Origin of the sequence: Bradyrhizobium sp. STM 3557, assembly GCF_045571465.1 — a bacterium.
GTDB lineage: Bacteria > Pseudomonadota > Alphaproteobacteria > Rhizobiales > Xanthobacteraceae > Bradyrhizobium.
Map to the genome: position 1 here is coordinate 7,707,560 of NZ_CP120697.1, position 13,184 is coordinate 7,720,743.

Below are 13,184 nucleotides of genomic sequence, written 5' to 3' on the forward strand. Positions count from 1 at the left end.
AAAAAAATTCGCCTGATTGTCGGCCCGGCGAAGCCCTGATCGTCCTCGGAATAACGGAGCGGACCAGGAAGGAACCATCGCCATGAGCAGTCCCAAGATCGTTTCGCAGAGCGAATGGCTTGAGGCCCATCGCGCCCATTTGGCCCGCGAAAAGGCGTTTATGCGCGAGCGCGACGCACTCGCCGCCGCCCGGCGCGCCCTGCCCTGGGTCAAGGTGGACAAGCCCTACCAGTTCCAGGCGCCCGACGGGCCGAAAAGCCTCGGTGATCTGTTTGCGGGTCGCAGCCAGCTGATCGTCTACCACTTCATGATGGCACCGGGGGACGACTATCGTTGCACCGGGTGCTCCTTCCTGTGCGATCATATCGACGGCGCGAACCTGCATCTGAAGCATCACGACGTGAGCCTGGTTGTCGTCTCGCGCGCCCCGCTCAGTGAGATCGCTCCGTTCAAGCGGCGAATGGGATGGAATTTCGACTGGGTGTCGTCCTACGGCAGCGACTTCAACTACGACTACCAGGTGTCGTTCTCAGACGAGCAGATCGCGGCGGGCTCGGCCACCTACAATTTCAAGCCGTTGACGCGCGCCTCACGCGAGCTGCCCGGTGTCAGCGTCTTCATCAAGGACGATGCCGGCAACATCTTTCATACCTTTCAGCTACGGGCGCGAGGCGGCGATCCACTGATCGGCGCCTACCATTACCTCGACCTCACACCGAAGGGCCGCAACGAAAATGGGCGCGGAAATCTGAGCGACTGGGTGCGGCTGCACGATGAGTACGACGCTTACAAGGAGTCCGCTTGTGGTTGCGGAGGCGCGTGATCAAGAGGCAAGGCGTGGAGCGGCGTCAGCCGTGCCGGCGTGGCCACCGCAGCCTGGGCGCGATAGCGCAGCAGGTGATCGTCGAACGAGGACAGCGCGCACAGCGCGAGGCTCGCCCAAACTGCGGCGCTGAAATACAGGGACATCCAGGCGATCTCGTCCTTCCAGTGATCGAACTCGTGGGTGACGATCCAGCGCGTGGCGGTGTCGCGCAGCCCTTCCAGCGGGTGCAAATAGCGGCTGCCCTTGAGGAGTCCGGCGCGCCAGCGGCTCAGATACATCGGCACATCGATGACGACCAGGAAGGCCAGATAGCAGGCGATGCCGACGATGCCGACGACCAGCAGCCAGAACACGAGACCGTCGAACTCCGGCAGCAGCCGGCCGAGGCCGATACCGACGATGAGGAACGTCACCGCCCATAGCGAGTTCTCGATCGCGTTGAACAGGAAGTTGGTGGTCAGCACCGCATACCAGGAGCAAAGCTCGGCGATCACGATCAGCGGCAGGATCACCAGCGTCGCGTTGACGGCGGTCTCGGCGCCGGCGACGTGGCCGAGCTGGCCAAGAATGATCGCCCACTGCGCCGCGAAGCACAGCTCGGCCACGGTGGCGACTGAGCGGCCGACCAGCACGCTCGACAGGAAGCTGTCGACCAGGCAAATGCGCTGCACGTCCGCGCGCGGCAGCACCGAGCGGAAGGCGCAGCCGAACACATAGGCCGCAGAGAGCAACAGCATCGCGCCGGTCTGCGAGGAGGAGGTGCCCGCGGCTTCCGGCACACGGTCGTGAAACTGCCGGTACAGCAGGAACCAGAAGACGATGTTAGCGCCACTGACCAGCGTCAGCATCCGCCACCACAGGCCCACCGGATTTGACAGCGCCTGCTGCCGCACATTCATCGGCCCTCTCCCGTCATTCATCGAACTGATAAATGACTGTAACAATTCCGTCATTCAAGCGTCACGACAAAAAGCTGTGTGCGGCCGATTCGGATCTTTTGGGTGAGCCACGAATTGGCGTGATCTTGCGCACGGAAGGCGCGGGCCGGCCCTGTCACGATGCCCCCGCTTCGAGCTGCACGACCGAGGCGAGTGTTTTCGGCGCCGCGACCCGCCCGCGGCGCTGGCGACGCCAGCAGGCAAGGTTTCGGCAATGCGAAGCACGAGCCCGGATTCTCGGCGTGCTCCCCTCCGAGAGTCCGGGCTCAGCTATGTTTGACGTCATTGCGAGGAGCGTAAGCGACGAAGCAATCCAGACTTGCCGACCGCGCCGGATTGCCGGACGGCGTTGGATTGCTTCGCTTCGCTCGCAATGACGGAAACTACGGCGCCAGGTAGCGCACCAGATCCGGGCTGCTCCGCACGTCGGCGGCCTGGCCCTGCAGCGCGACGCGGCCGCGATCCAGCACATAGGCGTAGTCGGCGACCCGCAGCGCCAGATCGAGATGCTGCTCGACCACGATGATCGCGATCTCCTTGGCCAACTCGATCAGCCGCTCGGTGATCTCCTCGATCACGCCGATCCACACGCCTTCGGTCGGCTCGTCCAGCAGGAGCAGCCTGGGCTCACCGAGCATGGCGCGGCCGATCGCGAGCATCTTGCGCTCGCCGCCGGACAGCGTGCCGGCCGGCTGGTCCAGCCGCTGCGCCAGTTTCGGGAAGATCGACAGCACGCGATCGACCGCGGCACTGTTCTTGTTGAACAGCGAGCCGACCGCGAGATTGTCGCGTACCGACAGCCGCGCGAACACCGCATGCTCCTGCGGCACATAACCGATGCCAGTGCGCACGCGGCTCTCGGTCGGGCTGGTGCCGATGTCGCGGCCGTCGAACACCACCTCGCCCTTCCAGACGGGAAGCTCGCCGAGGATGGTCTTCATCAGCGTGGTCTTGCCGGCACCATTGCGCCCGAGCACGGCGACGCCGCCGCGCCAGGGGATGCCGAGCGTGATATCAAACAGCACCTGGCTGCGACCATAGCCGGTGTCAAGATGGCGGATATCGAGGAAGGTTGGTTCAGGCACGGCGCAAATAGATCTCCTGCACGCTCCGGCTCGCCTGGATCTCGGCGACCGTGCCGGTCTCCAGCACCTTGCCCTGGTCGAGCACGGTCAACCGATCGCAGATGTCGCGGATGAAATCGAGATCGTGCTCGACGATGACGAGCGAGCAATGCGCCTTGATCGGCGCCAAGAGTTCGCCAGTGACGCGGCGCTCCTCCAGGCTCATGCCGCCGGTGGGCTCGTCGAGCAGGAGCAGCCGCGGCTTCCCGGCCAGCGCCATCGCGATCTCCAGCCATTGCTGCTGGCCATGCGACAGCGCGGAAGCCGGATCATGGGCGCGGTCGGCAAGGCGAAACTGCTGCAGCATGGTCATGACCTGATCGTGCAGCGCCCGGCGCGTGCGCGAGAGCACGAGATCGAATAGCGAGGCCTGCGCCTGCAGCGCCAGCAGAATGTTGTCGTAGAGCGAGAGCGCCGGCAGCACGCTGCTGATCTGGAATTTCAGGCTCATGCCGGCGCGCGCCCGCTCTGCCGGTGGCAGCGCGGTGATATCCTGACCTGCGAAACTCACGCGGCCTTGCGTCGGCGTCTCGGCGCCGGCAACGCATTTCATCAAGGTGCTCTTGCCCGAGCCGTTCGGGCCGATCAGGCCGTGAAACTCGTTCTCGCCGACGGTGAGCGCAGCACCGCCGAGCGCAGTGAGCTTGCCGAACACCTTGACGACATTGGTTGCCTCAAGCAGCGCCATGACTGCCCTTTTTCGGCGAGATCCCGAAACGGCCGACGCGCTCGCGCTCTGAGAGCACGAAGGAGATCAGCCCGAGCGGGCGGAACAGGATGACCAGCAACAGCAGCACGCCAAGGATGATCGGCCAGACGTCGCGATAATTGTCGGACAGCCAGAAGCTGACGCCCTCGATGATGACGGTGCCGATCACGGCCCCGATCAAGGTACCGGAGCCGCCGAACAGCACGTAGAGCACGACCTGGGTCGAGATCACGACGCCGACCATGTTGGGCCAGACGAAGCCCTCGTGGAACGCGTAAAGGCTGCCGGCGAGGCCGGCGATGGCGCCGCCGATCGCGAACACGATGGCTTTGAGATGCTGCGTCTTGTAGCCGAAAAAGGCGATGCGCGTCTCGTTCTCGCGCAGGCCTGCCAGCGCCAGCCCGAACTGCGAGCGCACCAGGAAGCGGCACAGCAGGTAGATCACGACCAGCAGCGCCAGCGCGAAATAGTAGAACACCGGCCCTTCCTCGAACTCGTAGGCGCCGAGCGTCATCGGCGGAATCGAGGGGATGCCGTTCTGGCCGCCGAGATAGTACCAGCCGCGCGCCAGCCGGTCGGCAGCGTAGGAGCCCGTGAGCGTGCCGAGCGCGACGAAGATCATGCTGGTCGGATGGCGGCCAAGCAGCAGGAAGCCGCCGAGCAGAAGCGCAAAGGCGAGGCCGATCAGCACGCCGGCCGGCAGCACGATGAGCAGGTTTGAAATGTTGAGGTCGCGGCCGAGCAGCGCCACGCCATAGCCGGCGGCGCCGAAGAACAGCGCCTGGCCGAAGCTCATGATGCCGGCATAGCCCCAGACCAGATCGAACGACAGCGCGAACAGCGCCAGGATCGCCACGCGGGTGGCGAACACGGTGAGATAATCCGGCAGCGCCAGCGGTAGGCTCAAGGCGAGCGCCAGCACCACGGCTTCCATGATCGGCAGCACGTTCCACCGGGTGACGCGTTGCACGGTTGCCGGCGCGAGGCCGGCCACTTCAGTTTCAGCCATGCGCCGGACTGCTCCTCTGCTCACGACGTGCGCAATGGCTCGTCCGCATTCCCTAGCGTTCCTTCTCAGCATTCCTTGGGATCGACCAGGCCTTCGCTACGCGCGACGATCTCGTAGTTGCCGCCCTTGGCGACCGCCGTGTACATCTTCATCTTGCAGTGGCGCTTGCCGGGCACCATCTCGGCCGGGCCGCCCGGCCCTTCCGCGATCTTGGCATGATCGAGCGCGGCTGCGACCGACTCGCGGTCGATCTTGCCCGCCTCCTTCACCGCCGCCGCCCACAGCATCAAACCGCGATAGGTGCCGGTCGCTGCCGAGCCCGCTGCGAACAGGAAGTTGCCGGGATAGTCCTTCTCGTAGGCCGCCTGGATCTTGGCCGAGACCGGATCGTCCTTGGTCAGCACCTTGAAGTAATCGAGGCAGCTCGCGAGCCCCTCGATCTCATTGGCCTGGTTGATGTTGAGCGTGTTCTCGTCATAGTAGACGCAGGCGAGCCGGCCGCCATTCTTCTGGAAACCGGCCTCATAGAGCTGCTTGAAGAACGGGCCGACGCCAGGCGGAATGACGGTGTTGAAGACGACGTCGACCTTGTTGGAGACGATGCGGTTCACGGTCGCCGAGAAATCGACCTGGTCGAGCGGATAATATTCCTCGAACACCACCTCGCCGCCGCTGGCCTCGATCACCTTGCGGGCATATTCGTTCAGCACATGCGGCCAGACATAGTTCGCACTCGGCAGCGCGAACTTCTTGCCGCCGTTCTTGATCAGCCATGGAATGAACTCGTCGCATTGCTGCGCCGGGGTCGGGCCGGTGCAGAACAGATAGGGCGTGCACTCCTTGCCCTCATAGAGCTGCGGATAGATATAGAGCGTCTTGCCGCGGGCCACGATCGGGTCCTTGATCGCATTGCGCATCGACGAGGTGATGCCGCCCAGCACCATGTCGACCTTGTCGCGCTGGATCAGCTTGCGGACATTGCCGACCGCGACCGACTCGTTCGACGCGGTGTCCTCGATGTAGAGCTCGATCGGCCGGCCGAGCAGGCCGCCGGCGTCGTTGAGCTGCTTGACCACCATCTTGGCGGTGTTGGCGTCGGCATTGCCGGCGTAGCCGATCGGGCCGGTGAGGTCGGTGGCGATGCCGAGCTTGATCGGCCCCTCGGCGGCGTTGGCCCAGTCCGGCCGTATCACCCAGCTGCCGACCCCGGTCGCGATCGCACCCGCGGTGAAGGCGAAGCCTGACAGAAGGCGCCGGCGTGACAAATCCCCACGAAGCTCAGACATGAAACTAAACCCCCTTGCCAGATAGCAGGCCCTGCGGCCGGAATTTGATGAAGGCGATGGCGAGCACGAAGACGAGCACGTCGGCGATCACGGGCGCCATCACCCAGGGCAGCGCCGCGCTCATGGTGCCGATCACGGCCGCGCCCGCGACCGGCCCCATGAACGAGCCGACGCCGCCGACCATCACCGCAACGAAACCCTGGATGAGGAAGCGGATGCCCAAATCGGCGAACAGGCTGAACACCGGCACGACCAGCGCACCGGCCAGGCCGGCAAGCGCAGCGCCAAAGGCAAACGTCGCGCCATAGATGCGCGCGGTGGAGATGCCGGACGCGCGCGCCAGCGCCGGGTTCTCCAGCGTGGCGCGAACCCGCAAGCCGAAGCTGGTGCGCGCCAGCAAAAGATAACAGCCGACCATCACCGCGACGGTGACGACGATGATGACGAAGCGCCAGGCCGAGACATGGACGCTGCCGAAATCGATCGAGCCGCCGATCGGCTCGGGCACCGAGAGATAGAGCCCACCGATCAGCCCGCGCACGATCTCGCGGATGATCAGGCTGAGCGCATAGGTGCCGAGCATGGCGACGATCGGTGCCGCATAGAAGCGGCGGATGATCAGCGCCTCCAGCACGAAGCCGAGCGCGCCCACCAGAAACGGCGCCGCCGCCATGCCGATCCAGACCGGGATGCCGTGCGAGGACGCGAGGTAGGTGACATAGGCGCCGAGCAGCACGAACTCGCCTTGAGCGAAGTTGAAGATCCCCATCATGCTGGCGATGATGCCGAGCCCGAGCACCACCAGCACGATGATCGCGGCGAAGCTCGCGATCTCGAAGACGGCAACGAACGAGCTAGCCATGCGCGATGGTCCAGTCCGGCGGCAACGGCGCCCTCCTCACATGCTCTTCCAGTCGCCGGCCTGCTCGAAAGCATGCGCAGCGCGATAGATCGTGCTCTCTGCAAAATGCTTGCCGACCAGCATCAGCCCCACCGGCAGCCCGTCGACCATCCCACACGGCAAGGACATCGCCGGATGGTGGGTGATGTCGAACGGCGCGGTGTTGGTGATCATCTCCAGCGCACGGGCGACGTAGTCCTCGCGGCTGGCGCCGGGCTCCGGCAGCCTGGTCGCCTTCATCGGCGTGGTCGGCAGGAGCAGAAGATCGTAGCTGTCGAGCGCCTTGTCATAGGCTGCCGTGAGCCGGCGCGAGATGTTCTGCGCCTTGCCGTAGAAGCGCGGACCGAAGCTGTTGTTGATGTAGGTGCCGAGCAGCAGGAACAGCTTCGTCGTCTCGGATAGCGAATCCGCCTGCCGCCGCCAGCCGCGGTGGAAATCCATCAGCGAGGTGGAGTAGAGGTCGGGACGGCTGAGACCATAGCCGTCGCCATACATCATGGTCTGGGTCATGCCCTCGACCCCGATCGGGGTCCAGATCGCCGGCCCCATCATGTGCATCGGGATCGAGATGTCTTCGACGGTGGCCCCCAAGCTCGACAGTCGCCTTGCGGCCTGCTTGACGCTCTCGTTGACGGCGGCTTCCGCGCCGGGCTGCTCGAAGCCTTCCTTGAGCACGCCGATCTTCATGCCCTTGACGCCGCCGCCGAGCGCCTTGGTGTACTCCTCGACGACAGGCGCCTTGATGCGCGGATCATAACCATCGTCGCCCGCGATCACTTCGAGCAGCAACGCATTATCGGCAACGCTCGCGGTCATCGGCCCGGTGTGATCGACGAAGATCTCGATCGGCATGATGCCGGTGTAAGGCACGAGGCCCCAGGTCGGCTTCATGCCGTAGATGCCGCAGAACGATGCGGGCATGCGGATCGAGCCGCCCTGGTCGCCGCCGATCGCCATGTCGACCTCGCCGAGCGCGACCACGACGCCGGAGCCCGACGACGAGCCGCCGGCTGAATAGCCCATCTTGTGCGGGTTATGCACCGGACCGGTCGCGCCGGTATGGCTGCCTCCGGACATGCAGAAGGATTCGCAATGCACCTTGCCGGCGATCTCGGCGCCGGCATCGAGCATGCGGGTGACGATGGTGGCGTCGAAATCCGGCGTATAGCCTTCCAACGTCGCTGAGCCGTTCATCATCGGCACGCCGGCCAGCATGATGTTGTCCTTCAGCGCCACCGTCTTGCCCTTCAGCTTGCCGGAGGCCGCGCCCTTGACGCTCGCCTTGCGGTACCAGGCGTTGCGCGGGTTCTCCTCGGGCGACGGCCGGTAGCCGGGCGTGCGCGGATATTTCACGACCGGCAATTCATCCGGCATTGCCGCCACCAGATTGTAGGCCTCGATGGAGCCCTGCATCAGGCCGCGGAAGGAGGCGACATCCTCGTCCGTCAGCGACAGGCCGCACTGATCAGCGACGTCAAGCAGTTGATCCGGGGTGGGCAGCACGACCGACATGGGCGTTCTCCTGGATGGCTGTTCGCCAAAAGCGAATGTCTTTCTTGCGCGCGCAGCCACGCGCTGATCGCCGCGCACGAACGACACTAGAACCTGAAATATTTTCCGTTTCAAGTATTATTTTGGGCGGCGGCGAACACGACACTTCCGTCATTGCGAGCCAACGGGTCCGCGCAAAGCGCGGCCCGATGACAGGCTCCGCGAAGCAATCCAGAGCCGGGAAGGAAGTCTGGATTGCTTCGTCGCTACGCTCCTCGCAATGACGAGGCCGCTAAGATTTCACGTTAGCGGTTATTGCTGTTTTCTCCGCAGCTCAGAACGTCTTCACGAGCCTGAAATCGAGTCCGTCGGCTTCGGTCAGATACATCGGCATCTCGGCGCGGCCGTTGCGGATGGTGACGGGTCCGCGCGCGCCGGCATAGATGAGATTGCGCCCCGCCGCGGTGAGCGGCCGCACGGCGAGCGAGCCCGCGCGCTCCGCGGCGGCCTGCAGGAAGCGCAGGCCTTCGTAGTTGGATTGGCCGACCGAGCCGACCGGCGGCGCATGGGCTCCGAACATCGCGGCATAGCGGTCCATGAACGCGTCATTCGCCTTGGAGCCGATGCAGTTGAAATAGCCGGAGGCGCAGAACAGGTTCTCGGTATTGTCGGCGCCGATGCCGAGCAGCACGACCTCGTCCATCGCGCCGGCCAGCCGCAACGTCGTCGATGCCAGGCCCGCTTCGCCGAAGGACCGGTTGAAGGTGACGCTGTCGGTGCCGATCAGCGAGATCAGCACCACGTCGGGCCTGGCCGCGCGGATGCGGGCGAGATGCGCCTCGTGATTGTCCTCGCCCACGGGTACGAATTCCTCGCCGACCACCTGGCCGCCGGCCTCAGTGATATAGGTCTTGATCGCGCGGTGCGACTGCCACGGCCAGACATAGTCGCTGCCGATCAGGTACCAGCGCCGTGCCTTCTTGACCTCGCTGAGCCAATGGATCGCCGGCCGGGTCTGCGCGCGCGGCACCTCGCCGATCGCCATCACGCCGGGCGTCTGCTCGCCGCCTTCATAGACCGGCGTGTAGACATAGGGGACACGCCCTTTGGTGATCTTGCGCAGCGCCACGCGTACGGCGCTGATATGCGAGCCCATGATGATGTCGACCTCGTCGAACTCGACCGCATCGCGGGCGCGTTGCACAACATCGTCGATCGAGCCGCCGGAGTCATAAAGGGAGAGCTCGAGCTCGCGGCCGAGAATGCCGCCGCGCGCGTTGATCTCCGCGATCGCCAGCATCGCGCTGTTGGTCGAGGACGGCCCCCAGATTCCCGGCGAGCCGCTGAAGGTGAGGAAATTGCCGACGCGCAGCTTGTTGCGCGCGCCGTCGCGCTTGAACCGGTCGTAGTCGAGAGGAGACAAAGAGGGGTTGCCGGACTGTGCGGGAAAGCCCCTGAACAGCAGATCCGGCGGAATATTGACATGGCCTTGAGCTGGGACAGGGATTGTCGAAAGCACACCCACTCCTTGGCCGGCATCATTGCCAGCGATCGAATGCCGTCATTTTGAGCGCCCGATGGGCAAATTATCCTATTTGAAAATATTGAAACTTCAAGAATCGCCGTGCATATAGATCGGGCAACACCTGCCGGACAATCATTCACTCCGGTGCTATCAGCGCCGGCGCATCAGCGAAGTCTCATCGTGGCCAAGCAGCCGAGCTCCAACACGCCCCTATCAGAACATCTCGCCTACCTGCTCGCGCAAGCCAATCGGGAGATCAACCGGCAGTTGGAGCTGCGGCTGAGCACCGAAGGCGTTCCGGTCGAGCAGTGGCGGATCCTGAAGGTGCTCTATGATGGCGCCGGACATTCGATGGGGGAGCTTGCCGACGCCGTGCTGCTGAACCATCCGACGCTCACCAAGATGATCGACCGCATGGTCTCGGATTCGCTGGTATACCGGCGCCAGGATTCCGAGGACCGCCGCAAGGTGCTGATGTTCATCAGCGATCGCGGCAAGGTGCTGTGCAAGCGGCTCAACTCGCTCGCCGCGAGCCAGGAGGCGCATATCCTGCAGAGCTACGGTGACAAGGCGACCGGCGAGCTGAAGCGGCTGCTCGAGAACCTGATCGACGCGGCGGGCTGAGGGGCGGGCGCGCTCAGGGAACGGTGTCGACGACACCGAGTATGTTGCGGCGCCGCCGGGCTGTCTCGCTCCTGACAAATCTCCCACCGCCGTCCTGCAACTCGTGATGGACGGCGGCCAAATCCTCGATCATCCTTGATGTCCGATCGCGCCGAGCGGGCCGACAGAGCCTGCACGCAAGATCGATAGCCGGACGCGCAGGAAGGTCCGGCCAAACGAGGACACGTCACCGGGAGGATCAGGCCATGACGGGCATTCATCTGCTCGATCGCGCCATCGGCAGCGATTATCCGAGCTTCACCACATCAGTGGACATCCGCGCTTTCGAGCAGATCCCCTACACCGATCGCATTGCCGCGCAGAGCACCTTCGACGCGCTCAAATGCGGTGCCGCTGCCGATCCAGAGGCGCCGGCGATCCAGTTCCTGCCCAACGCCGATCCGACTGAGGCGCCGCTGGTCGTCAGCTATCGCGAGTTGGTCGCCAAGGTGACGCAGGCCGCCAACATGTTTCATGGGCTCGGCGTCGGCCCTGACGACGTCGTCAGCTTCCTGCTGCCGTTGATCCCTGAAGCTTTCATCACCTTGCTCGGCGCCGAGGCGGCCGGCATCGCCAATCCCGTCAATCCGCTACTGGAGCCGCACCAGATCGCCGAGATTTTGGAGGCGGCGCGTACCAGGGTGCTGGTCGCGCTCGGGCCGCTGCCGGGCACCGACATCTGGCAGAAGGTCGAGAAGGTCCGCGGTCGGCTGACCCATCTGAAAGCGATCGTGCAGGTGCACGGCGGGGGAGATGCCGGCATTCATGCCTTCAGCGACCTGATCACGCCCCAGCCGGCCGATCATCTCGTCAGCGGCCGACAGATCGCGGCGGCGGATACGGCCGCGTATTTCCACACCGGCGGCACCACCGGCACGCCAAAGCTGGTGCGGCACAGCCACGCCAATCAGGTCTATCAGGCTTGGGCGATGAACCTGCTGTTGAAGACGAAGCCGGGCGGTACGCTGCTGTTCGGCATGCCGCTGTTTCATGTCGGCGGCTCGCTGACGCAGATGCTCGCGACCTTCAGTGCAGGCGGCTGCCTTGTGGTGCTGTCGCCCGCGGGATGGCGCAACCCGAATTCCATCCGCAACATCTGGCGACTGGTCGAGCGCTTCCGCCCCGAGACGTTCTCGAGCGTGCCGACGGTGCTGGCCGCGGCGCTCGCAGTCCCGCCGGGCACGGCCGACATTTCGAGCCTGCGCGCCACCGCCGGCGGCGGCTCCGCGATCCCCGTCGCGGTCGGTCACGCGATCCACGACAAGCTCAAGCTGCCGGTGTTCGAGGTCTATGGCATGACCGAGACCGCGAGCGTCCACACCATCGCCTATCCTGACCAGCCGATCCGCCTCGGCTCGGTCGGGCTGCCGCTGCCCTATTCGCGTGTGCGCGTCGTCAAGCTGGATGCGAATGGGCATTACGAGCGCGACTGCGCGCCGGATGAAATCGGCGTCGTGATCATGGCCGGACCTGGCGTGTTCTCAGGCTATCTCGATGACGTCCACAACAAGGGCGCATTCGTCGACGGTCATTGGGTCAACTCCGGCGATCTCGGCCGGCTGGATGCGGACGGCTTTCTCTGGATCACCGGCCGCGCCAAGGACCTCGTGATCCGCGGCGGCCACAACATCGATCCGGCGCCGATCGAAGAGATCATGTTCCAGCATCCCGCTGTCGGCTTTGCCGCCGTGGTCGGACAGCCAGACGCCTATGCCGGCGAGCTGCCGGTCGGCTATGTGCAGCTCAAGCCCGGCGCGAGCGTGCAGCCCGGCGAGTTGGAGGCATGGGTGCGCGAGCGCACGCCCGAGCGCGCCGCTGTGCCGGTGCAGGTCATTCCCGTCGATCCGATGCCGCTGACCGGCGTCGGGAAAGTGTTCAAGCCGCAGCTGCGCTGGGACGCCGCGACCCGCGTCTTCACCCGCGTGCTGGCGCAGCTCACCGATCGCGGCATCGATTGCAGCGTGAAGGTCGGACCGCATGGCAGCCACGGCAGCATCGCAACGGTCACCTTGCGTGGTGTTTCGGCAGATGCGCGCGAGGCCGTCGAGAACGAGGTGCACACGCTGCTGGCACCGTTTGTGATCCGACATGAGGTGGTGGATGACTGAGCGGAACGGTGACCGCCACGACGCTTAGGAGGCACATTGTGAACGAGCTGGTTTTGCTTGCCGGGCTGATGTCTTACGCGACCATGGCGGTGATGGTGAGACGCCATTTCTCGGCCACGGCCTGGCCGCGAACTGCACGTATCACGCGCATCATCTCCGACGTCGGCGTGATCGCCTTCGCCTGGCTGATGTGGCGCGACCGCCATCCGCCATGGAGCCTCGCGATCTCGCTCTTGCTGTTCCTCTCTGCGGTTGCTCTGCTGTACTGGGCAACCAATGCAACGCGGCCGCTGCGGCTGCACGTGGCCTTCGATCCCGTACCGCCCGATACTGTCATGCGCAGCGGCCCCTACCGCTACATCCGCCATCCCTTCTACACGTCGTACATTCTGTTCTGGCTCGCCTGCGCAATCGCGACGCTGCATCCCCTCAGCGTAGGTTTCCTGGTCGTCGTCGCCGCAATCAACCTGACGGCGGCGCGTCGCGAGGAGCGCGCCTTCGCCGGCTCGGCCTTCGCCGCGGAGTATGATGATTATCGCCGGACTGCCGGAATGTTCTGGCCGCGGTTCGGCGCATTGGCCGGCCGGTACTGAATGGACGACAT

12 protein-coding genes are annotated in these 13,184 nt (G+C 64.7%); 4 read left to right on the forward strand and 8 right to left on the reverse strand.

What is annotated here, in order from left to right; translation table 11 throughout:
- Window positions 1–82 precede the first annotated feature (82 nt).
- Window positions 83–823, forward strand: coding sequence for a DUF899 domain-containing protein (locus P6U24_RS35570; RefSeq protein ID WP_407157034.1), 741 nt, complete (start codon window positions 83–85; stop codon window positions 821–823).
- On the opposite strand, the gene P6U24_RS35575 is transcribed toward P6U24_RS35570, so the two are convergent.
- The 8 genes from P6U24_RS35575 to P6U24_RS35610 all read right to left on the reverse strand — a co-directional run bounded on the left by P6U24_RS35575 (window position 787) and on the right by P6U24_RS35610 (window position 9,803).
- Entirely contained in the window at window positions 787–1,725 is a 939-nt protein-coding gene (locus tag P6U24_RS35575; protein ID WP_407157035.1) for a hypothetical protein, read from the reverse strand. The genes P6U24_RS35570 and P6U24_RS35575 overlap by 37 nt on opposite strands.
- 422 nt (window positions 1,726–2,147) lie before the next feature.
- Window positions 2,148–2,849, reverse strand: coding sequence for an ABC transporter ATP-binding protein (locus P6U24_RS35580; protein ID WP_407157036.1), 702 nt, complete (start codon window positions 2,847–2,849; stop codon window positions 2,148–2,150).
- Window positions 2,842–3,576 (reverse strand): ABC transporter ATP-binding protein, encoded by a 735-nt coding sequence (locus tag P6U24_RS35585; RefSeq protein WP_407157037.1) that lies wholly within the window; start codon window positions 3,574–3,576, stop codon window positions 2,842–2,844. Before P6U24_RS35585 ends, P6U24_RS35580 begins: the two co-directional genes overlap by 8 nt.
- On the reverse strand, window positions 3,563–4,606 hold the full coding sequence (locus tag P6U24_RS35590; RefSeq protein ID WP_407157038.1) for a branched-chain amino acid ABC transporter permease: 1,044 nt from the start codon (window positions 4,604–4,606) through the stop codon (window positions 3,563–3,565). The genes P6U24_RS35585 and P6U24_RS35590 overlap by 14 nt, the downstream gene beginning before the upstream one ends.
- 65 nt (window positions 4,607–4,671) lie before the next feature.
- Window positions 4,672–5,892, reverse strand: coding sequence for a substrate-binding protein (locus tag P6U24_RS35595; protein WP_407157039.1), 1,221 nt, complete (start codon window positions 5,890–5,892; stop codon window positions 4,672–4,674).
- Between the two features lie 4 nt (window positions 5,893–5,896).
- The gene (locus P6U24_RS35600) at window positions 5,897–6,754 is read right to left on the reverse strand and encodes a branched-chain amino acid ABC transporter permease (protein ID WP_407157040.1); all 858 of its coding nucleotides are present in this window, start codon (window positions 6,752–6,754) and stop codon (window positions 5,897–5,899) included.
- A 36-nt stretch (window positions 6,755–6,790) separates the two neighbouring features.
- Window positions 6,791–8,305 (reverse strand): amidase, encoded by a 1,515-nt coding sequence (locus P6U24_RS35605; protein ID WP_407157041.1) that lies wholly within the window; start codon window positions 8,303–8,305, stop codon window positions 6,791–6,793.
- A 313-nt stretch (window positions 8,306–8,618) separates the two neighbouring features.
- Entirely contained in the window at window positions 8,619–9,803 is a 1,185-nt protein-coding gene (locus P6U24_RS35610; protein ID WP_407157042.1) for a substrate-binding domain-containing protein, read from the reverse strand.
- Window positions 9,804–9,989: 186 nt separating this feature from the next.
- Between P6U24_RS35610 and P6U24_RS35615 the strand changes: the two genes are divergently transcribed.
- The 3 genes from P6U24_RS35615 to P6U24_RS35625 all read left to right on the forward strand — a co-directional run bounded on the left by P6U24_RS35615 (window position 9,990) and on the right by P6U24_RS35625 (window position 13,173).
- Entirely contained in the window at window positions 9,990–10,433 is a 444-nt protein-coding gene (locus P6U24_RS35615; protein WP_407157043.1) for a MarR family winged helix-turn-helix transcriptional regulator, read from the forward strand.
- A gap of 245 nt (window positions 10,434–10,678) precedes the next feature.
- Window positions 10,679–12,580 carry an acyl-CoA synthetase gene (locus tag P6U24_RS35620; protein ID WP_407157044.1) on the forward strand — a complete coding sequence of 634 codons (1,902 nt, stop codon included), beginning with the start codon at window positions 10,679–10,681 and terminating at the stop codon, window positions 12,578–12,580.
- 38 nt (window positions 12,581–12,618) lie between these two features.
- The gene (locus P6U24_RS35625; RefSeq protein WP_407157045.1) at window positions 12,619–13,173 is read left to right on the forward strand and encodes a methyltransferase family protein; all 555 of its coding nucleotides are present in this window, start codon (window positions 12,619–12,621) and stop codon (window positions 13,171–13,173) included.
- Window positions 13,174–13,184: the final 11 nt, after the last annotated feature.

What these genes read in the sequence shown, in the direction of transcription:
- P6U24_RS35570 (WP_407157034.1), top strand. Translation starts at nt 83, where the DNA reads ATGAGCAGTCCCAAGATCGTTTCGCAGAGCGAATGGCTTGAGGCCCAT.
- P6U24_RS35575 (WP_407157035.1), bottom strand. Translation starts at nt 1,725, where the DNA reads ATGAATGTGCGGCAGCAGGCGCTGTCAAATCCGGTGGGCCTGTGGTGG.
- P6U24_RS35585 (WP_407157037.1), bottom strand. Translation starts at nt 3,576, where the DNA reads ATGGCGCTGCTTGAGGCAACCAATGTCGTCAAGGTGTTCGGCAAGCTC.
- P6U24_RS35590 (WP_407157038.1), bottom strand. Translation starts at nt 4,606, where the DNA reads ATGGCTGAAACTGAAGTGGCCGGCCTCGCGCCGGCAACCGTGCAACGC.
- P6U24_RS35595 (WP_407157039.1), bottom strand. Translation starts at nt 5,892, where the DNA reads ATGTCTGAGCTTCGTGGGGATTTGTCACGCCGGCGCCTTCTGTCAGGC.
- P6U24_RS35600 (WP_407157040.1), bottom strand. Translation starts at nt 6,754, where the DNA reads ATGGCTAGCTCGTTCGTTGCCGTCTTCGAGATCGCGAGCTTCGCCGCG.
- P6U24_RS35605 (WP_407157041.1), bottom strand. Translation starts at nt 8,305, where the DNA reads ATGTCGGTCGTGCTGCCCACCCCGGATCAACTGCTTGACGTCGCTGAT.
- P6U24_RS35620 (WP_407157044.1), top strand. Translation starts at nt 10,679, where the DNA reads ATGACGGGCATTCATCTGCTCGATCGCGCCATCGGCAGCGATTATCCG.